This window comes from Granulicella arctica (genome assembly GCF_025685605.1).
GTDB lineage: Bacteria > Acidobacteriota > Terriglobia > Terriglobales > Acidobacteriaceae > Edaphobacter > Edaphobacter arcticus.
The window spans coordinates 442,841-463,915 of sequence record NZ_JAGTUT010000001.1 but is presented as its reverse complement, the minus strand read 5'-3'; the positions used below and the strand labels follow the sequence as shown (position 1 = coordinate 463,915).

Annotated in this window: 14 protein-coding genes and 1 tRNA gene; 10 read left to right on the top strand and 5 right to left on the bottom strand. The window is 59.0% G+C overall.

All coding sequences use genetic code 11. The features are described from left to right. Nucleotides 1-9 precede the first annotated feature (9 nt). From OHL20_RS01885 to OHL20_RS01860, 6 genes are all read left to right on the top strand, one after another. A complete protein-coding gene (locus tag OHL20_RS01885) occupies nt 10-2,685 on the top strand; it encodes a glycoside hydrolase family 3 C-terminal domain-containing protein (RefSeq protein ID WP_263381521.1) in 2,676 nt (891 codons plus the stop codon). Between the two features lie 5 nt (nt 2,686-2,690). Next, a complete protein-coding gene (locus OHL20_RS01880) occupies nt 2,691-5,174 on the top strand; it encodes an alpha-glucuronidase family glycosyl hydrolase (protein WP_263384928.1) in 2,484 nt (827 codons plus the stop codon). Beyond that, on the top strand, nt 5,171-6,379 hold the full coding sequence (gene manD / locus OHL20_RS01875) for a D-mannonate dehydratase ManD (RefSeq protein ID WP_263381520.1): 1,209 nt from the start codon (nt 5,171-5,173) through the stop codon (nt 6,377-6,379). Before OHL20_RS01880 ends, manD begins: the two co-directional genes overlap by 4 nt. Before the next feature lie 31 nt (nt 6,380-6,410). Next, on the top strand, nt 6,411-7,754 hold the full coding sequence (locus OHL20_RS01870; protein ID WP_263381519.1) for a glycosyl hydrolase family 8: 1,344 nt from the start codon (nt 6,411-6,413) through the stop codon (nt 7,752-7,754). Between the two features lie 137 nt (nt 7,755-7,891). Next, entirely contained in the window at nt 7,892-9,094 is a 1,203-nt protein-coding gene (locus OHL20_RS01865; protein WP_263381518.1) for a Gfo/Idh/MocA family protein, read from the top strand. A gap of 19 nt (nt 9,095-9,113) precedes the next feature. Beyond that, nucleotides 9,114-10,502 (top strand): Gfo/Idh/MocA family protein, encoded by a 1,389-nt coding sequence (locus tag OHL20_RS01860; RefSeq protein ID WP_263381517.1) that lies wholly within the window; start codon nt 9,114-9,116, stop codon nt 10,500-10,502. A 30-nt stretch (nt 10,503-10,532) separates the two neighbouring features. Here the strand turns inward: OHL20_RS01860 and OHL20_RS01855 are convergent, their stop codons facing one another. Next, nucleotides 10,533-10,844: a hypothetical protein gene (locus tag OHL20_RS01855; protein ID WP_263381516.1), complete on the bottom strand. Its 312-nt coding sequence runs from the start codon at nt 10,842-10,844 to the stop codon at nt 10,533-10,535. 87 nt (nt 10,845-10,931) lie between these two features. Next, nucleotides 10,932-11,009: transfer RNA gene (locus OHL20_RS01850), tRNA-Glu, on the bottom strand. A gap of 137 nt (nt 11,010-11,146) precedes the next feature. On the opposite strand from OHL20_RS01850, the gene OHL20_RS01845 reads away from it, so the two are divergent. From OHL20_RS01845 to OHL20_RS01830, 4 genes are all read left to right on the top strand, one after another. Further along, entirely contained in the window at nt 11,147-11,824 is a 678-nt protein-coding gene (locus tag OHL20_RS01845) for a queuosine precursor transporter (RefSeq protein ID WP_263381515.1), read from the top strand. A 297-nt stretch (nt 11,825-12,121) separates the two neighbouring features. Further along, nucleotides 12,122-13,210 carry an efflux RND transporter periplasmic adaptor subunit gene (locus OHL20_RS01840; protein ID WP_263381514.1) on the top strand — a complete coding sequence of 363 codons (1,089 nt, stop codon included), beginning with the start codon at nt 12,122-12,124 and terminating at the stop codon, nt 13,208-13,210. 98 nt (nt 13,211-13,308) lie between these two features. Beyond that, entirely contained in the window at nt 13,309-16,503 is a 3,195-nt protein-coding gene (locus OHL20_RS01835; protein ID WP_263381513.1) for an efflux RND transporter permease subunit, read from the top strand. Between the two features lie 144 nt (nt 16,504-16,647). Next, a complete protein-coding gene (locus tag OHL20_RS01830; RefSeq protein WP_263381512.1) occupies nt 16,648-17,526 on the top strand; it encodes a dimethylarginine dimethylaminohydrolase family protein in 879 nt (292 codons plus the stop codon). On the opposite strand, the gene aceB is transcribed toward OHL20_RS01830, so the two are convergent. The 3 genes from aceB to OHL20_RS01815 are packed head-to-tail and all read right to left on the bottom strand — an operon-like array spanning nt 17,523 to nt 21,047. After that, nucleotides 17,523-19,127: a malate synthase A gene (gene aceB, locus OHL20_RS01825; RefSeq protein WP_263381511.1), complete on the bottom strand. Its 1,605-nt coding sequence runs from the start codon at nt 19,125-19,127 to the stop codon at nt 17,523-17,525. The genes OHL20_RS01830 and aceB overlap by 4 nt on opposite strands. Nucleotides 19,128-19,150: 23 nt before the next feature. Continuing rightward, nucleotides 19,151-19,921 (bottom strand): 2-keto-4-pentenoate hydratase, encoded by a 771-nt coding sequence (locus OHL20_RS01820; RefSeq protein ID WP_263381510.1) that lies wholly within the window; start codon nt 19,919-19,921, stop codon nt 19,151-19,153. Between the two features lie 58 nt (nt 19,922-19,979). Then, entirely contained in the window at nt 19,980-21,047 is a 1,068-nt protein-coding gene (locus OHL20_RS01815; RefSeq protein WP_263381509.1) for an alpha/beta hydrolase, read from the bottom strand. Between the last annotated feature and the right edge of the window lie 28 nt (nt 21,048-21,075).

Genomic DNA, 21,075 nt, shown 5'->3' with positions numbered 1-21,075 from the left:
GAAATTATCTTGGTCTGCTTGCGCATCATCCGTACTGCCGCACGAGCTTCTATCGTTGCGCTATCTCTCTCCCCTGCAGTGCTATGTGCACAGACGAGCCAGCTGTACCTTGACCCCTCACAACCGATTGACAAGCGTGTTGACGATCTCGTCTCGCGTATGACGCTGGACGAGAAGATCACGCAGACGATCAACACGTCTCCCGCGATTCCACGCCTCGGCATTCCTGCCTACGACTGGTGGAACGAAGGCTTGCACGGTGTAGCTCGATCCGGCTATGCGACGATGTTTCCGCAGGCCATCGGCATGGCTGCCACTTGGGACACGGCCCTGTTCGGGCAGATTGGCGATACCATCTCGACCGAGGCTCGCGCCAAGTACAACGAGGCAGTCCGTCACGACATCCACGCTATCTACTACGGTCTGACATTCTGGTCGCCAAACATCAACATCTTCCGCGACCCACGCTGGGGACGCGGTCAGGAGACCTATGGGGAAGACCCATTCCTGACGAGCCGCCTCGGCGTTTCATTTGTACGAGGATTGCAAGGAACTAATCCCGACTACTTCAAGGTGATTGCGACGCCGAAGCATTTCGCCGTCCACAGCGGACCTGAATCTGACCGGCACCGATTCAATGTTGAGCCGACGCCACATGACCTTTGGGACACCTACCTGCCTGCATTTCGAGCGACGATTGTTGAGGGTAGGGCTGATTCCATCATGTGTGCCTACAACCGAATTGACGGTTCACCTGCCTGCGCCGATCACGAATTGCTTGGCCAGATTCTGCGACAGGACTGGGGCTTCAAGGGTTATGTGACCTCGGACTGCGGGGCCATCGATGACTTCTACCAGCCAACGGCTCATCGCACGTCACCAGACAAAGAGACAGCAGCAGCGGAAGGCATCAAGGCAGGAACAGATACCAGTTGTGGGGATACTTATCTCGCGTTGGGCGACTCCATCAAACGCGGCCTGGTCACTGAAGCGCAGATCGATGTATCTCTCAAGCGCCTCTTCAAAGCGCGCTTCCAGCTAGGCATCTTCGATCCGCCGAGCAAGGTGCCCTATAACGACATTGCGTTTTCTGAGGTGGGCTCACCAGCCCATCGCGCGCTTGCACTCGAGGTTGCCAGGAAGTCGATGGTGCTGTTGAAGAACGATGAGAATTTCCTCCCGCTCAAAGGTGTGCACACGATCGCCGTCATCGGACCGAATGCGACGTCACTAGCGGCTATTGAAGGGAACTATAACGCCGTCCCGCTCCATCCCGTTCTGCCGCTCGATGGCATCGCCGCAGAGTTTCCACAGGCAAAGGTACTTTACGCGCAGGGCTCACCTTACGCTGAAACCGCTCCCACGACGATCCCACGCACGCAGTTCCGCGCTGCCGTTGGCTCTGCGATTGAGGGCCTCAAGGCTGAGTACTTCAACAACGATGCCTTGAGCGGGCAGCCCGTGATCACCCGCATCGATAAGCAACTAGAGTTCGATTGGAACGTGACTTCCCCTGATCCCGTGAAGCTCGATGCCAAGGCATTCTCCGCACGCTGGAGTGGCACCCTTCAGGCGCCTGCCCCTGGAGATTACGAGATCAGCGGCATCGTAGCGCACTGCTACCGTTGCGCTCAGCCGGAGCAGTACACCATTCGTCTCGATGGCAAGGAGCTTATACCCGAAAGCGCAGACAAGGCACAGCATGGAGCGGCTCTCAAGGCTGTCAAAGTCCACTTCGATGACACACGCCCGCATCCGTTCGAGGTGACCTATCTGCATCATGCGATGTTGGAGGGTACAGGCTTCTCGTTGCAGTGGGTCGCGCCCGTGGAACCAATGCGCGCTCAGGCAATGGAGGCCGTGCGCAAGGCTGATGTAGTGATCGCGTTTGTCGGCCTGTCGCCGAATCTCGAAGGCGAGGAGATGCCCATCCATATCTCTGGATTTGCCGGTGGCGATCGTACCGACATCACGCTGCCCGCTGCACAGCAACAACTTCTGGAGGCAGCAAAGGCGACTGGCAAGCCACTGGTCGTCGTGCTGATGAATGGCTCCGCACTCGCAGTCGACTGGGCGCAGCAAAACGCTAATGCAATTCTTGAGGCATGGTATCCCGGCGAAGCTGGTGGCCAGGCGATTGCCGAGACGCTGAGCGGCAAGAACAACCCGGCAGGACGTCTGCCGATCACCTTCTATGAGTCGATCGATCAACTGCCGCCGTTCAGTGACTATGCCATGGCGAATCGCACCTACCGCTACTTCAAGGGCAAACCGCTCTATGGCTTCGGTTACGGTCTCAGCTATACGAGCTTTCTCTACGGCCATCTCAAGTTGTCGACCAACCATCTTCATGCCGGAGGCACATTGATCGTCGACGCGGACATCAAGAATATCGGTGCACGCGATGGAGACGAGGTGGCGGAACTTTACCTCACGCCTCCACACACCGACGTGTCTCCGCAGTATGCGCTCGACGGCTTCACGCGCGTTCACATTGGGGTAGGGCAGACGCAGCACGTCCACTTCGAACTTGATTCGCGAACGCTCTCGCAGGTCGATGTGAAAGGAACGCGGGCCGTCTCGCCCGGCAGCTACAAGATCACGGTAGGTGGTGGTCAGCCGATGGAATCAAAGGGCGAGAGCGTCGACTTCACCATTGAAGGAACGCGGGAGCTGCCACATTGATTCCAGTGCGGCGGCTCCTTCTCCTACTCGCGATCCCGACCTTCGCTCACGCAGAAACAGGCGCTGCCGGCTGGCTGCGCTACGCACGGGTAAGTGACTCGACTGCGCAGAAGCTGCCACAGCAGATCGTGCAGACCAGTCAGAATTCTATTTCCAGAAATGCTGGAGCGGAGTTGACCAGAGGGCTTGCTGGAGAGCTTGACCTTCACGCACGTTCAGTCAGTGTGCTTGGTGCGGGGGATGCTTTCATCCTCGCCACACCCTCAGAGTTAGAGGCACTCTTCCCCGGACGGAAAGCTGCGGCACTGGCGCCTGAAGGCTTTCGCATCTCGCGCGAAAAGCAGCAGAACCGTACGCTTTGGATCCTCGAAGGGGGCACACCCGCTGCTGAACTCTATGCGGTCTTTCATGTGCTTGAGCAGATCGCCGAGCAGCACCCACTCGCGCCAGTTGCAGAAGTTCCCTCGTCGCCTATCCGCTGGGTCAACCAGTGGGACAATCTGAACGGCACGATCGAGCGTGGCTACGCGGGGCGCAGCATCTTCTTCGACAACGGTCACGTGCGGCCCGACCTTACACGCGTAGCCGAGTATGGCCGCCTGCTCTCTTCCGTCGGCCTGAACGGCGCGACCGTCAACAACGTGAACTCCGACATGCGCACGCTCGAGCCGGAGATGATTCAGGAGTTCGCGCGCATCGCCGATCAACTCCGACCGTGGGGTGTCCGCATGTCGCTCTCGGTCGATCTTTCAAGCCCGCAGGTCGTCGGGCATCTGGCAACCTTCGATCCGCTTGACCCGACAGTAGCCGCCTGGTGGCAGGCTAAGGTGGATGAGATCTATAAGGCGATCCCAGACTTCGCAGGCTTCGTCATCAAGGCAGACTCCGAGGGTCGCGTCGGCCCATCGAAGTATGGCCGCACGCCGGCGCAGGCTGCGAACACCGTAGCCCGCGCCTTGAAACCACATGGTGGTGTCGTTCTCTATCGCGGATTCGTTTACAACAATCATCTCGACTGGAACGATCTGAAGGCAGATCGCGCCCGGGCTGGATACGATAACTTTCACGCACTCGATGGGACCTTTAAACCGAATGTAGTGATTCAGGTTAAGCATGGACCCATCGACTTCCAGGTGCGCGAGCCGGTCTCGCCCCTATTCGCTGCGCTGCAGCACACAAGTCAGGCAATTGAACTGCAGGTCACGCAGGAGTACACCGGCCAGCAGCGCCACATGGTCTTCCTCGTGCCAATGTGGAAGACGGCGCTCGACACCGACCTGCGTGCGCAGAATCGCAGTACGCCCGTGAAGGAGATCGTCGAAGGCAAGAGCTTTCGCCAGCCACTGGGAGGATTTGTAGGTGTCGCCAACGTTGGGCTCGACACAAACTGGATGCACCATCCGATGGCTATGGCCAATCTCTATGGCTTCGGCAAACTGGCCTGGAATCCTGATCTCACGACCGACCAGATCATCGACTCGTGGACGCGCCTGACCTTCGGCAATGATCCCAGGGTTGTCTCGACGATAGATGATCTCCAACGTAACTCGTGGCATGCTTACGAGCAGTACACCGGACCGCTCGGCATCGGGACGCTGACCAACATTCTCGGTATCCACTTCGGACCAGGCATTGAATCAGCCGAACGCAATGGCTGGGGCCAGTGGTTTCGCGAGGACAGCAAAGGCATCGGCATGGATCGCACCGTGGCCACCGGCACCGGCTACATCGGCCAGTATCCGCCGGAACTTGCAACGGTCTATGAGTCGCTTGCTACCTGTCCGGATAACCTGCTGCTCTTTATGCACCACGTTTCGTACGACCATGTCCTGCACGACGGGAAGACCCTGGTGCAGTATGTTTACGACGAGCACTACGCCGGTGCAGCGACGGCTGCCACCTACCCGGCACGCTGGGAAAAGCTTCATGGTCTCGTCGATGAAGATCGATATGCCGAGACGTTGAAGCTCTTCGAATTCCAAGCTGGCCATGCGATTGTGTGGCGCGATGCGGTCAATCAATGGTTCGAACGAATCTCCGGTATCCCTGATAAGCTCGGGCGCGTCGGTCACTACCCCGGCCGCATCGAAGCAGAGTCAATGCAAGCGGATGGTTACACGCCGATGGACATTACACCGTGGGAGACCGCATCCGGAGGGAAGGCTGTTGCCTGTGATCGCACGGCGGCCTGCACACTCACGACGAAGCTCAACGAGATGGCAGGGAAGTACACCATCGCTGTGCAGTACTTCGACATACGCACTGGCGACGCCAGGTACGAACTCATGCTCAATGACAAATCCATCGCCAACTGGACAGCAGATGCCACGCTGCCCCCGGCGGTTGTCGACAAGCGCCTCAACGGCAGCACAAGCACTCGCTTCACCATTCCTAACATCAGCCTCAAGCCGGGCGACACGCTCATGCTGCGGGGCACTCCCGACCAAGGCGAACCAGCGCCAGTCGACTACATCGAGATTACGAAATGAAGATCACTGCCGCTCGCCTGATCGTCTGCTCCCCGGATCGCAACTTTGTCACGCTTCGCATCGACACGGATGAGGGGATCTACGGCCTTGGCGATGCCACCTTGAATGGCAGGGAGTTAGCCGTTGCCGCCTATCTCGAAGAGCACGTGCTGCCTTGCCTCATTGGTCGTGATCCGTTCCAGACCGAGGACATCTGGCAGTACCTCTATCGAGGCGCATACTGGCGTCGCGGACCTGTCACTATGACGTCGATTGCGGCTGTCGATGTGGCGCTCTGGGATATCAAGGGTAAGGCGCTCAACACGCCCCTCTACAACCTGCTCGGTGGCAGGAGTCGCGAGGGTGTGCTCGTTTACACCCACGCCAACGGACGGGATATTCCCGAGGCCCTCGACTCCGTACGCAAGTATATGGATGAGGGTTATCTTGCCGTTCGCGCACAGGCTGGAGTCCCCGGTGTAGCGTCGAGCTACGGTGTTCCCAAAGCAGGGAAGCCCTATGAGCCAGCCGAGCGCGGCCTGCCTTCCGAAAGCCTCTGGTCCACAGAGAAGTACCTTAACTTTGCGCCGTCGCTCTTCGAGAAATTGCGCGTTGAACTCGGCTCTGATGTCCATCTGCTTCACGACGTGCATCATCGCCTTACGCCAATTGAAGCCGCGCGTCTCGGCAAATCGCTCGAGCCATTCCATCTCTTCTGGATGGAAGACCCTTGCCCAGCAGAGTTGCAGGAGAGCTTCGAACTCATCCGCCGACACACGACGACGCCGATCGCAACGGGCGAGGTCTTCAACTCTTTGTGGGACGCGCACGATCTTATGCGCCATCACCTCATCGACTACATCCGGATGACGATCGTACATGGTGGTGGCATCACCCACGCCAAGAAGACGGCAGACTTCGCCGCGCTCTACCAGGTGCGTACGGGCTATCATGGCGCAACCGATCTCTCGCCGATTACGATGGCCGCTGCCTTACACCTCGGCCTGGCCGTTCATAACTTCGGCATCCAGGAACACATGCACCACAGCCCGCTAACCGATGGGGTATTCACGCATCAGTACACCTTCGACGCCGGCTACATGCACCCCGGCAACGCACCCGGTCTTGGAGTCGAGATCGATGAAGCCTTAGCCGCAAAGTATCCATACCAGCGCGCGTATTTACCAGTAGCTCGTAAGCTCGACGGAACCCTCACGGACTGGTAGCGGCCGCCACCTTCTCAACGGAGACAGCACCATGAAGATCGCCCGATCGCTCCTGCTCTTCTGCTGCACCGCCACGCTGTTCTGCGCGCTTGCCTTGGGCGCTCCGCAGGCGAACGATGGAACTGGAGCTTACGCCAGCGGCCATTATCGTGACCTCTTCGCCGAGCAGCTAGGCCATAGCCCGCAAGAGAGTCGCGCGAAGATCGATGCCGCCTTCCAGCAACTCTTCCATGGCGATAAAGATCATCAGGCTCTCTACTATGAGACCGGCAGCAACGCGAATGGACCGCTTGCCTACATCACCGATGTCGCGAATAAGGATGCGCGCACTGAGGGCATGTCCTATGGCATGATGATCGCCGTGCAGATGAACCAGAAACACGAGTTCGATGCGATCTGGAACTGGGCCAACACGTACATGCTCATCACCGATCCGACGAATCCGTCCGTCGGCTACTTCGCCTGGTCGATGCATACGGACGGCACGCCGCGCTCCGACTCGCCAGCACCCGATGGTGAGGAGTACTTCGTCATGAGCCTCTACTTTGCGGCGAACCGTTGGGGCAATGGCACAGGGATCTACAACTACAAAGCGCAGGCCGATCGAATTCTCTCGCTCATGCGTCATCACCCGGTCCAGAGCGGTACGCCGCCGTTCCGTCTCAAGCCTGACCGGTCGCCGTTCGTGCCGCCCACACGGCCGGGCCGGCCTGCAAACACAAGTGCCCACACGGTTGGTCCCATGGTGAACGAAGAGGCAAAGATGATCCTCTTTGTGCCAGGTGGCGATCGCAACAACTTCAGCGATCCCTCCTACCATCTGCCCGCGTTCTACGAGCTATGGTCGCGTTGGGGACCAGTTGAGGATCGTCCTTTCTGGGCTGCCGCCGCAACCACCAGCCGTGTCTACTTTCAGAAAGCGACGAACCCAACTACCGGCCTTGCACCGGACTATGCAAATTTTGATGGCACTCCACGACCTTCGTTTAACCCCAACTCAGCAAACTTTTCCTATGACTCCTGGCGCACCGCAAGCAACTGGTCTGTCGATTATTCATGGTGGCACAAAGAGGCTCAGGAACCCATCCTGAGCGATCGCATTCAGAAGTTTCTACTGAGCCAGGGAGTAGACAACTTTGTCGATCAGTATACCCTCGACGGCAAACCGTTATCGCAGCGCCACTCAACAGGAATGCTCGCGACAACTGCCACGGCATCGCTCGCTGCCACGCCGGGTAACACTTCGAAGACCTTCCTCGCCGCGCTATGGAAGACCCCCATCCCCGCGGGGGAGCAACGCTACTACGACGGCATGCTCTACATGATGAGCATGCTTCATTGCAGCGGCAACTTCCGTATCTGGGGTCCAAGATGAAAAGGGACGACAATCCCTCGCGCTCGTTCATCCTGACGCAAGGCGAGTTGGCATAATTGGCGTCTCGAACTAAAGCTTGCGTATGATTGCCGTGCAGCATCTTCGATGTAGCCTGATGAATGAACGAAGGAGCAAGGATGACGATGGACTCGGTAAACAGGCGTTCGTTTCTTAAGACGGTAGGCGGCATGGGTATGATGTCCGCACTCCCCGAGGCTGCTTTCGGCCTGCACCCCGGGGATGGCCACATTGTGCACGAAGCGGTGGAGCCATCTCAGGATGCCGATGCCAAGCCGAAGTACTCCATCAAGTTTGCCGTGTGCGGCATGAGCCACGATCACATCTACGGCATGACAGGAGCGATCCAGCGGGGCGGTGGCGTTCTGGTCGCAGCATGGGGATCTGAGCCGGATAAGATCGAGGCCTTCAAGAAGCGCTATCCCGACGTGAAGATGGTGGCAACGCAGGATGAGATCCTGAATGACCCATCGATCCAACTCGTACTCAGCTCCCAGGTCGCCAACCAACGCGCCCCCCTGGGCGTTCGCGTGATGAAGCATGGCAAGGACTACCTTAGCGACAAGCCCGGCATCACGACCCTCGAGCAACTAGCCGAGGTGCGCAAGACCATCACCGAGACCAAGCGGATCTACGCGATCATGTACAGCGAACGCCTCGAAGTAAAAGCCGCCGTGAAGGCAGGTGAACTCGTACAGGCCGGCGCCATCGGCAAGGTGATTCAGACGATCAACATCGCACCGCATCAGGTTGTACAAGGCCACGGCGGCGACATGGGCGGTGGCACAGGACGGCCCGACTGGTTCTGGGAACCGGAACTCTACGGCGGCATTCTCTGCGACATCGGCTCCCACCAGGTCGATCAATTTCTCTACTACACAGGCTCCACCGAAGCCGACATTGTCGAATCGCAGATCGCGAACGTCAATCATCCGCAACACCCAAAGTTCCAGGACTTCGGCGACATGGTTCTGCGCGGCAATCGCGGACTCGGCTATGTGCGGCTAGATTGGTTCACCCCCGATGGTCTCGGAACATGGGGCGATGGCCGACTGTTCATCCTCGGCACGCAGGGCTACATCGAGGTGCGCAAGTACACCAACGTAGCCGTCAGCAAGTCCGGGAACAATCTCTTCATCGTCGACAAGAATCAATCGCGCTACATCGACTGCAACAATCTCACTCTGCCATTCGGTCCACAATTTGTAGCGGACGTTGTGAACCGAACGCACATCGCGCAGGACCAGACGCAATGCCTGCTTGCCGCAGAGCTTGTCATCAAGGCGCAAAAGAACGCGAAGCTCGTTCACCTGAGCGCTTAGGAACAAAGGGAGGCATAGCATGACTCTGGCACAAAAGAGCGCAATATCTCGCCGCACCTTTGTGAAGACAGCAGGAGCGGCGGTAGCAGTTGGATTTCCAACCATTTTGCCCTCATCCGTATTCGGGCAGATGGCTCCGAGCAAGCAGATCAACGTCGGTGCTATCGGCGTCGGCCGCATCTCGCGCGTGCATGACATGCCGGCCATTCTCAAGGTGGACGGCGCACGCATCATGGCCGTATGCGATCTAGCCGGACATCGCGTGGATGAGGGAAAGCAGTTCGTCAACGACTTCTATACCAAGAAGACGGGCAAGCCCTACGACGGGGTCACCGGCTACCACAACTACAACGAGCTTCTGGCCAACAAGGATATCGACGCCGTCGTGATCAGCACGCCGGACCATCAGCACGCGCTGATCGCAGCCGCAGCTGTCCGCGCCGGTAAAGACGTATATCTGCAAAAGCCGGCATCGCTCACCATCGCAGAGGGTCGTTACCTCAGCGACACCGTCCAGTCGACCGGGCAAATCCTGCAGATCGGCAGTCAGCAGCGCTCATGGAAGCAGTTCCACCGCGCCTGCGAGCTGGTTCGCAACGGCCGCATCGGCGAAGTGAAGCATGTAGAGATCGGCCTGCCCGGCGATCCCGCGGGCGGCGACCCAGCGCCTATGCCGATCCCCTCCGACTTCAACTACGACGCCTGGCTCGGCTCGACGCCGAATGTGCCGTACACCGTCGATCGAGTGATGCCGCTCGAGGGGTTCGATCGTCCGGGCTGGCTCCGTATGGAGCAGTTCGGAGCAGGCATGATCACCGGCTGGGGCGCGCACCACGTCGATACGGCCCACTGGGGCATGAACACCGAGCACACGGGACCGGTCGAGATCTGGGGCACGGCCGAGTTCCCCACACATGGCCTCTGGAATGTCCACGGCAAGTTTCTAACCCATGCCATCTACGCCAATGGTGTCACGATGGACATCTCCGGCGACTTCCCGAACGGTATCAAGTGGTACGGCACCAAGGGTTCGCTCTTCGTCACACGCGACGAGCAGGCATCACCCACCGCCAAGCCAGGGGACAAGGTCAAGATCGAGCCTCTAGTCGCCAGCGACCCTAAAATTCTCGACTCCGTCATCGGTCCCGACGAGATCCACCTCTACACCGCAACAGAGCAGCATGCTAACTGGCTCGAGTGCATTCGTACCCGCAAGCAACCGACCGCACCCGTTGAGATCGGTCACCGCGCCTGCTCCACCTGCCTGCTGCATCACATCGCGATGAAGACGAAACGCCACCTTCACTGGGACCCGGAACGCGAGCGCTTTAATCACGACGACGAGGCAAACGCGATGCTCTCACGTCCGATGCGCACGCCATACATCTTTGAAAACACATTCGGCTAGAACCGTCACGAATTGCCTTCGCGTTCAGTTCTACAGTGGCAGAAAGTCAAGCAAGCGAAGTTGCTTGCGGTCGATGTCGACGATCATCTCGGACGTCTTCTTTACGTTCGCATCGCGCATGGCTCTGTCGCATGTAGCCAGGATCGCGCTCTTAAAGCGCACATTGATATCCGAGTCAGCGAGGGTCGAGGTGACGCGCTCAAGCTGATCGAATGCCCGACGAAATGTAGCTAATTCATGCCCTGCAACAACTGGAAGATCTTCCACCAACATGATCTCAAGTCGCATCGGCGAGGGAGGCGGAGCGGGTTGAACCCGGGTCGCAAACACGCGAAATTTCATAAGTCAGCTTATCACTCAAGTTGCCGGCGCTTCGCAGTGTTGACACGATAGGAACAGCCGTCGAAATATATAGGCTATCGCTTTATTTGGCGTCCCCGACGGGATTTGAACCCGTGTCAACGCCGTGAAAGGGCGGTGTCCTGAGCCGGGCTAGACGACGGGGACGCTACAGAGCACGACGGCACGAACTTGCGCCCTCGTCATTCCTAACGCTACCAACATCCCCGCCAAGTGTCAAAATTTCCGGCTTTCCCGATGCTGCTCTTATGATCAGGAAAGCTTACCGCTAACCCACCATGCCAATGTCGCCACAACGCTTCAAATACCTCGACGCACTCACGACCGGCTTCGTCGTCATCCTGCTCGTCTCAAACCTCGTCGCCCAGAAGGTCTGCCAGATCGGCCCCTTTGCGGTCAGCGGAGCGATTCTGCTCTTCCCCATCACCTATATCTTTGGCGACGTCTTCACCGAAGTCTACGGCTTCGCAGCCTCCCGTCGCGCGATCTGGCTTGGCTTCTTCGGAACCTCACTCCTCTACCTCATGGGAGCGCTCGTCATCGCGCTACCCGCTGCTCCGGGCTGGAAGAACCAACAGGCATTTGCGACGGTCTTCGGCTTCATTCCGCGCATGCTGGCCGCCAGTCTTGTCGCTTTCTGGGCCGGTGAGTTCGCAAACTCCTACACCATGTCGCGGCTCAAGCTCCTGACAAACGGTCGCAAGCTGTGGACGCGGACCATCGGTTCGACCGTTGTTGGCCAGGCCGTCGATACGGTCCTGGTCATTACCCTCACCTTCGCCGGTATTTATCCCGTCCACACCCTCATCAACATCATCGTCACGGGATACCTTCTTAAGGTCGGCTATGAGGTGGTTGCCACACCGCTCACCTATCTCATCATCAACGGCCTTAAGGCAGCAGAAAAGGTGGACACCTTCGACCGCCAGGCGGACTTTAACCCGTTTGCTTTCAGCGATTAGCTTGCGCCGTTTGCCCAGACCGGTTGCATTTGGGACTGGCCCTCCAATACTTTAGAAGCGGGCCCGAAGAAACGCATCGACGCGCTAGGCTGCCTCATCTAAACCAGTTACTGAATACTTTGAGGAACAGACTGTCGACTGAACAGTGGCCGTCACTGCGGCCTGAATCAAGTTTGGCGTTTGCAAGCGTTGCGCTGCGTACGTTCGCCAGTCTTTGTACTTCGTCATAGAGTCGGATGAGTCATGGTTACAGGTTGCACAAAGTTACGGTTTCACAGAGTTACAAGGAGAAGTAAATTGCCTCACCTATTGAATCTTCGCGCCCTGCCGCTGCTTATTTGTGCCTCTGTTTTGACCGTCGGTTGCTCCAAGCCTGCTCCGGTCGCACCTCCTCCCCAGGCGATGCCCGTCAAAGTCGCACCAGTCTCGCTCACCGACGTGCCCAGTCGCGATACCTATGTCGCGACCATCAAGAGCCGTCGCACCTCGACCATGCAGCCGCAGGTCGATGGCAACATCACGCGCATCCTCGTCAAATCCGGCGATGCCGTCCGCGCCGGTCAGCTGCTCATGCAGATCGACCCACTGAAGCAGACTGCTGCCGTCCAGTCGCAACAGGGAACCCAGGCTCAGAAGCAAGCTGTCTACCAATATAACCAGACCGAAGTTGAGCGTCAGCGCAAGCTCTTCGAAGCCGGGGTCACCTCACGTGACGCCTACGATCAGGCAATTCAGGCCTTCCAGAATTCCAAGGGTGACTATGAGGCAAACGCAGCCCTCACCACCACCCAGCAGCAGCAGCTCGCCTACTACCAGATCCGCGCACCCTTCGCCGGCGTGATCGGCGACATCCCGGTCCATCTCGGCGACTACGTCTCGCCCACCACCGTACTCACCACGGTCGATGAGAACGCAGACCTGGAAGCGTACATCTATCTGCCGACTGAGCGTGCCTCGCTCGTGCGCCCCGGTCTCCCGATCGACATCCTCGATGCTTCGGGCGAGGTTCTCGCGCACTCCTCCATCAGCTTTCTCTCGCCGCAGGTGGATAACGGACTACAAAGCATTCTCGCCAAGGCTGAGATTCCGCGAACGGCCCAGCGCCTCCGCAATCTGCAACTCGTCAACGCCCGTGTTACCTGGAACACCGCCTCGCAGCCTGTCGTCCCTGTGCTTGCGGTCGTCCGTGTAGGCGGTCAACCCTTCGTCTATGTTGCGGTCCCTTCGGCACATGGCGGCTACTCAGCGCATCAGGTCGCCGTAACCGTTGGCGAAACCTTCGGCAACAACTATCCCGTTCTTAGCGGCCTGAAGCAAGGAGATAAGGTCATCCTCTCCAGCATTCAGTTCCTTCAGGAAGGCGCACCGGTTCAACCGCTGAGCTAGTCTTGTCTGCTCTTCGGTGGGTCGGGACAACCCCTCCTGCCGCTTCGTTTCATCCTCCCCATGCTTCGCGGGAGCCAGCCGCTCCACAGGGGTTCGTTTTGGTAGATTTCTTCATTCGTCGTCCGATCTTTGCTACAGTCTGCGCCCTGCTCATCATTCTTGCCGGTGCCGTCTGTATCCCGACCCTGCCGATTTCGCTCTATCCGCAGCTCGCTCCGCCGCAGGTCATCGTCACCTCGAACTACATCGGTGCCAACGCCAAAGACGTCGAGTCCGCCGTCACCATCATCCTCGAGCAGTCCATCAACGGCGTCGAAGGCATGCGCTACATCAGTTCGACCAGCTCGAACGACGGCACCTCCGCCATCACTATCACCTTCCAGACTGGCTACGATCTTTCGATCGCTGCCGTCGACGTACAGAACCGTGTCGCCTCCGCACAGGGCCGCCTGCCCGCCACCGTCAACAACACCGGCATCACGATCACCAAGGCAAACAGCAACTTCGTGCTCGCAGCCGGCTTCGTCTCACCCGACAAAAGCCTCTCCCCAGCCTTCATCTCGAACTACCTCGATGTCTATGTAGCGGACGCCCTCAAGCGTGTACCCGGTGTGGGCGCAGTCGTTATCTTCGGCGAGCGCAAGTACGCCATGCGTCTATGGCTGGATCCGAACAAGCTAGCCGCTCGCAGCCTCACCGCACTCGACGTAACCAACGCTCTCTCGGAGCAGAACGTAGAGGTAGCCGCCGGTCAGCTAGGCCTGCCACCCGGTGACGATAAACAAAGCTTCCAGATGGCCGTCCGCGTCGTTGGTCGTCTCTCGGACCCGCGCCAGTTCGAAAACATCATCATCAAGAACAGCGCCACCGCCAACGGAATCGTCCTCCTCAAGGATGTAGGCCGTGCCGAGATCGGCGCCGAGAACTACAACACCGACCTGAAATTCTCGGGCGGCGATGCCGTCGGCGTCGGTGTCCAGCAGCTCTCCAACGCCAATGCCCTCGACGTCGACAGACAGTGCCGCGCCGTCCTCACAGAACTCCGCAAATCCTTCCCGCCCGGCATGGATTACGTCATCGCCGTCGACACCACGACCGTCGTCAGCGACTCCATCAGAGAGGTCGAGACGACCATCGGCGAAGCAATCATCATCGTCATCGTCGTCATCTTCCTCTTCCTGCAGGACTGGCGCGCGACCATCATTCCCGCGGTCACCATCCCGGTCTCCCTCATCGGAACCTTTGCCTTCATCAAGATCTTCGGCTTCTCCATCAACTCACTCACCCTCTTCGGCATCACGCTCGCCACAGGACTGGTCGTCGACGACGCCATCGTCGTCATCGAAAATGTGCAGCGCCATCTAGCCGACAATCTCCTCGTCAATGCGAACTCCGACGCTCCAGTCGTGCACGACGCGCATCAGGCCACATCCATCGCCATGGCTGAGGTCACCAGCGCCGTCATCGCCACCTCGCTCGTGCTCATCTCGGTATTCGTTCCGGTCAGCTTCTTTCCCGGCACCACCGGCATTCTCTACAAACAGTTTTCCCTGACCATCGCCTTCTCCATCGCGATCTCGGCCTTCAATGCACTCACGCTCTCACCCGCACTTGCAGCCATCCTGCTCCGGCCTGAGACCCACCACGGCGGGCTGCTCGGCCTCATCGATAAAGTCATCAAGTGGGTCATCAGCGTCTACGCCGTCGCCGTAACCTGGATCGTCAAGATGCGCTGGGTCTTCGCACTGATCTTCCTTGGTGGACTAGGTGCCACGGTCTACATGTACAACCATGTACCTACAGCCTTCGTCCCCGCAGAGGATCAGGGCTACTTCCTTATCCTCGTCCAGACGCCTCCCGGCGCTTCGCTTGCCTACACCTCAGAGGTAGCCGATCGAGCCTCCGCTCTAGTCCGGCAGGATGACGACGTCTTCGGCACCTTCTCCGTCATGGGCTTCTCGCTCTCGGGCGGCAGTTCGCCAAACTCCGGCCTCATCTTCGCCCCGCTCAAACCTGTAGATGAGCGAACGAAGAAGGGCGCAGGGCATTCCGCACGAGACATCGTCGGTCGCATCGGGCCGAAGCTCTTCGGTGTTCCCGGCGGCATCATCTTCGCCGCAGAGCCGCCAGCCATCGCCGGTGTTGGATCTGTCGGCGGCTTCCAGTTCATGCTGCAGGATGCAGGGCGCAACACCTTCGGCGATATCGACCGCGTAGCCCACACCATCGTCGCGCAATCCCGCGATCCGAAGTCGGGTCTAAGCGCGCTCAACACCCAGTTCACCTCGAACGATCCACAGCTTCAGGTCACCATCGACCGTCAGAAAGCCAAGACGATGGGTGTCCCACTGTCGCAGATCACCTCTGCCATGGCGACCTTCATGGGTTCGTCCTATGTCAATGACTTCGACTTCAACAATCGCTCCTACCGCGTGTATGTTCAGGCAGATTCGCTCTTCCGCCGCAACGCGCAGGACCTCCGCCAGTACTACGTCCGCTCTGACTCCAACCAGATGATCCCCCTCGACAACCTCGTTGCTCTCGAGGAGACCTCCGGTCCGCAGGTCATCTCTCACTACAACCTCTTCCGCGCGGCGGAGATCGATGGCTCACCCGCTCCCGGTCTCAGTTCCGGGCAGGGGCTCGCCGCCATGGAAGCGATCTTCAACAAGAACAAACTCCAGGGGATGACCTTCTCGTGGACAGGTCTGGCGCTTGAAGAGATCGAGTCCAGCGGCAAGGCCATTATCATCTTTGGCCTCGGCCTGCTGGTTGTTTACCTCGCACTCGCCGCACAATACGAGAGCTTCGCGCTCCCGTTCATCATCCTGCTCGCCGTCCCCATGGCCATCCTTGGAGCACTCACCCTTGTCTCGCTCCGAGGTCTCGACGATGACGTCTACGTCCAGATCGGCCTTGTCATGCTCATCGGTCTCTCCGCGAAAAACTCAATCCTCATTGTCGAATTCGCAGAGCAGCAGCTTGAACATGGTAAGACCATCATCGAAGCGGCCATCATCGCCGCGGAGCTTCGCCTTCGTCCCATCCTCATGACCTCGATCGCCTTCATCCTCGGTGTCATGCCGCTCTATCTCGCAACCGGAGCCGGAGCTTATGGTCGTCACTCGGTGGGCACCGCGGTCGTCGGCGGCATGGTGCTCTCCACCGCCCTCAACCTGGTCTTCATCCCCGTCCTCTATGTCATCCTGAAAACGTTCCTCGCGCTCTTCTCGAAGAACAAACCAGTCCGCACGGAGAGCAGGGGACTGCCACCGCCGCAGCCTATCAACTAACGCCTTATCCGTCATAAATAAGCAACGGCCGATCACGAAAGTGGTCGGCCGTTTTCGCATGAATATGCAGCAAAATCAGCATAATCATTCATGTTGACCACATCCCTGTGCGCTGTCAGGCTCATCATAGAGGCACCTCCGCAGATGAGCACCGCAATCGTTACAAACGTCGCAGCCGCAGAGATCCCAATCCCGTACAAAACAGCCGCACGCCCAAACTTCCTCATGTGCGCGCCGACCCTCTACGACGTCACCTACGTGATCAATCCATGGATGGCTGGCAACGTCCACGCCTCCTCACGCGACCGCGCCACCGCACAGTGGCAGAGTCTCTACCAGGCTCTCGCCCGCATCGCCGACATCCAGTTGGTAGCGCCGCAACGCGGCTCGCCCGACATGGTCTTCACCGCCAACGCTGGCCTCGAGCGCAACGGCATCGTCATGCTCAGCAGCTTCTTCCATCCCGAGCGCCAGGGAGAAGAGCAGCACTTCCGCACCTGGTTCGAACAAGCCGGCTACCTCGTGGTCGACCTGCCCCGCGACACCTCGTTCGAGGGCGAAGGCGACGCACTCTTCTCCACCGATGGCTTTACGCTCTGGGTTGGGTACGGCCCCCGCACCTTGCTCGCAAGCCACGCACGTCTTGCCGGGATATGGCCGGTAGCCGTGGCCTCGCTCCACCTCATCGACCCACGCTTCTACCATCTAGACACCTGCTTCGCCACCCTCGAAGGAGGCTTCGTCCTTTACTACCCCGGCGCGTTCGACGCCGCCTCTCTGGCGAAGATTGAAGCCTTCTATCCAGCCGAGAAACGCATCGTCGTGACCGAAGAAGACGCACTCCGCTTCGCCTGCAACGCCGTCAATATCGGCAGCACCATCATCCTCAACCGCATCAGCGACCACCTCACCAGACAACTCGAGCTGAAAGGCTTCCACACCGTCCAGCTCGATCTAAGCGAATTCCTCAAAGCAGGCGGTGCCGCCAAATGTCTCGTCATGAAGCTGAGCAGGACAGCCTAGCTGGCGTACTCATGCTCCAGCACCTCTGCATACGCGGAGAGTGTCAGGAACTCCGGAAACTTCTCCGCATCAATCAGCTCGCGCATCAACGAAGCAGCGCGTTCATAGTAGACAAATCGCTCCTCACTCAGCACCGTCTTCTTCTCTGCAAGATCGTCATCGATTGCCGCATTGACCAAATCCGCCGTCACTGGCCGCCCATCCGCCAGCACCGCATGATGATGGACCCACTGCCAAAGCTGCGCCCGGCTGATCTCAGCCGTAGCCGCATCTTCCATCAGGTTGAAGAGTGGCACGCATCCGATCCCGCGTAGCCATGCCTCCACATACCCCAGCCCCACGGCCACATTCTGCCGCAGACCCGCCTCCGTAATCGATCCCGAAGGAACCCGCAGCAGGTCCTCCGCCGTCACATGATAATCCGGCAACTGCTTATCGATCTGGTTAGCTTGCGGCATCACGCGATTGAAGACCTCAAGCGCAACCGGCACCAGCCCCGGGTGCGCAACCCAAGTTCCATCGTGTCCATCCGTAGCCTCGCGCTCCTTGTCCGCCCTCACCTGTGTCAATGCCGTTTCGTTCGCCACCGGGTCGCTCTTGATCGGGATAAACGCGCTCATCCCGCCCATTGCGCTCACCCCTCGCCGATGGCACGTCTTGATCGCCAGCTTCGAATAGCTCCGCATGAAGTGCGTCGTCATCGACACCTGCCCACGATCCGGCAGCAGTATGCTCACATCACCCGCAAACTTCTTGATGTAGCTGAAGATGTAGTCCCAACGCCCACAGTTCAGGCCAGCCGAGTGGTCCTTTAGCTCCCAGAGAATCTCATCCATCTCGAACGTAGCAAGAATCGTCTCGATCAATACCGTTCCTTTGATCGAGCCCGCTGGTACGCTCAGCGCCGCCTCCGCCGCAATAAACGCGTCGTTCCAAAGCCGCGCCTCAAGATGGCTCTCCATCTTCGGCAGGTAAAAGTATGGCCCCGACCCACGCGACAGCAACTCCTTCGCGTTATGAAAGAAGTACAGCCCAAAATCAAACAGCGAACCAGACACAGGCTCCCCATCGACGAGCATGTGCCGCTCCTCCATGTGCCATCCGCGCGCCCGCACAAACAGCACCGCCGGGTTCTCATTCAATTTGTAACTCTTACCGGTCTTCTCATCTTCAAACGTAATCGTCCGCCGCACCGCGTCGCGCAGGTTCAGTTGACCTTCAAGTACGTTTTCCCACGTAGGCGTAGTCGAATCTTCAAAGTCGGCCATGAAGACCTTCGCGCCACAATTCAGCGCGTTGATAATCATCTTCCGCTCGACAGGCCCGGTAATCTCAACCCGCCGATCCAGCAAATCCGCAGGCAGCGGAGCGACCGTCCACTCCGCATCGCGAATCGACTTCGTCTCACTCAGAAAGTCTGGCCGCTCCCCCGCATCGAGCCTCGCCTGTCGCACCACCCGCGCCGCCAGCAAATCCTTGCGCCGCGCATTGAACGCACGCTGCAGCCCTGCAAGAAACGTTACGGCCTCCGGTGTAAGCACCTCGGCAAACCGCTCCGTTACGGGAGCTGTAAAGACAATTCCTTCTCCATACGTCGTCATGCGAAACCTTTCTCAGAGACCTGTTATGCGAACCGAAGTCCCACGCGCCCGGCATGAACAAACGTCACGTCGACACTCGCTCCGGAGATCGCCTGCACATTCCCCGTCCAACTCCCCGTCGTCACCCATTGACCCGCCTTCAGGCCGCCCGTCCGCACCGCACCCTCGTTCGCCAGCCAGGGCAGCAGCCGCATCAGGTCGCCGGACGTGTTCGATCCTGTCCGTTCCACGCGGATTAGCCCATCCACAGCCAGCGTCACCGTCTCCTTCGTAAAGTCGATCGACTTCCACTCCGGACACGCCGGCCCGTATACAAACCCGCCGTGCATCTGCAGATCCGCCAGCATGGACATGCGCGCCGCCGCCGCCGGGTCGACCAGCCCGCTCTCCAGCACCTCGATCGCCGGATGGCAGCTCTCAATCGCAGCCACAACCTCTTCGCGGGTGTACGGCGTCGCCCGTGGCGGCAGATCCTCGCCCATCATGAAGGCGATCTCCGCCTCCAGCCCGCGGTAGCGATGCGTCTGCTCGCTCAGCACTGCGGCGGCAGGGGCGATCCAGTTCCGCGGCATTGGCGCAAAGATCGGTGTCCCGTCAGCCGTCGGCGAACCCACCTTCCAACCGCCTATCTCGCCATACGCCACAGCCATCGCATCCTGCACGAAATACGCTTCATCCAGCGTCGTCGGCTGCCACTCGACAGGGAGATCCGTAAGAGGGGTGTTCGTCCTTCGCGCGTCGAGCAGCGCGTTGATCGCATCGGTTAGCTGTAGTTCCCGGGCTCCATTATTCATGACTGTAAGTTTGCATCACATCAGACCAATCTGTCGCCTGTCTGCCCATAACATCCGTTCATCGGCCAAGCTCCCGGTTGAAGAACTCCGCCATCATCTGATCCGCTTCCTTCGTCTCCGGCAGCGTCTCGTTATTCCAGAAAGCATGGGGCAGCGCCTCAAACACCACCAGCCGCGCATCCACGCCCGCCCTCAAAAATGCTCGATGCAACAACGTCGTCCCACTCAGCAGCAGGTCGCGTCCGCTGGTCATAAATAACGTCGGCGGTAGGCCGTGAAGATCCGCATACATCGGCGAGAGCACAGGATCTTTCGGATCGATATCTGCCGTGTAGCCCTTATCCCGCCCCTCTGCCGACGGAGGATCGAGGTGCCCTGAAAACCCATTCAGCGCATAGAGCGCCACCGAATCGCCAGCCTGGCTGAAGTCGCCCATCCCCGAGAAGATGCCCAGCGCACCCGGCAGCGGCAGACCAAGCTGCTTCAGCTTCACCGCAACCTCGCCCGTCAGAATCGCCCCGGCCGAAGTCCCGAACATGCCAATATTCCTGGGCTTGTACGTCTTCAGCAACTCACGATACACCGCCACCGCATCGTCCACAGCCGCGGGAAAGGGATGCTCCGGAGCAAGTCGGTACAGCACCGCCACTACCTTCGTCTGGCTCATAAACGCTACCGGAACCGTCTCCGTCAGCGACCCCGAATCCGAGTTGAAGCCGCCGCCATGCAGATTGATCAGCACCCGCTGCTGCTTGTCCTTCGGCACGTTCATGGGCATGATGACCTTCGTCGGCACGCCACCAATGGTCTGCGACGTCACGTTCACCGGGTATAGCTTCCGAAACTTCTCGCCCGCGCCCGCCTGCCACGTATCCGTCTTGGTCCGTCGCACGTCCAGGGTCTCCGGCACGGCCACATCGGAGACCTGCCGCGCCAGCATCTTCTGCGCCTCCTGGCTGATCATTGTCGGTACCGGAACGATCCGCGTCACGGTAGCCGTTCCATCCACCGCTATCACGCTCGAGTCACCCTGCGCCTTGGCCGCAGTCTGCGCAATGCTATACGTCCCAAGACAGAAAACACCTGTCGCAACCATCACTACGGTCTTCAATCTGATCTGTCTCACGCCGCACCCATCCTCTTAAAACAACTGC

Bases quoted from the DNA above. Each gene is read 5' to 3' on its own strand.
- manD (WP_263381520.1), top strand. From the start codon at position 5,171: ATGAAGATCACTGCCGCTCGCCTGATCGTCTGCTCCCCGGATCGCAAC.
- OHL20_RS01870 (WP_263381519.1), top strand. From the start codon at position 6,411: ATGAAGATCGCCCGATCGCTCCTGCTCTTCTGCTGCACCGCCACGCTG.
- OHL20_RS01865 (WP_263381518.1), top strand. From the start codon at position 7,892: ATGACGATGGACTCGGTAAACAGGCGTTCGTTTCTTAAGACGGTAGGC.
- OHL20_RS01860 (WP_263381517.1), top strand. From the start codon at position 9,114: ATGACTCTGGCACAAAAGAGCGCAATATCTCGCCGCACCTTTGTGAAG.
- OHL20_RS01855 (WP_263381516.1), bottom strand. From the start codon at position 10,844: ATGAAATTTCGCGTGTTTGCGACCCGGGTTCAACCCGCTCCGCCTCCC.
- OHL20_RS01845 (WP_263381515.1), top strand. From the start codon at position 11,147: ATGTCGCCACAACGCTTCAAATACCTCGACGCACTCACGACCGGCTTC.
- OHL20_RS01830 (WP_263381512.1), top strand. From the start codon at position 16,648: ATGAGCACCGCAATCGTTACAAACGTCGCAGCCGCAGAGATCCCAATC.
- aceB (WP_263381511.1), bottom strand. From the start codon at position 19,127: ATGACGACGTATGGAGAAGGAATTGTCTTTACAGCTCCCGTAACGGAG.
- OHL20_RS01820 (WP_263381510.1), bottom strand. From the start codon at position 19,921: ATGAATAATGGAGCCCGGGAACTACAGCTAACCGATGCGATCAACGCG.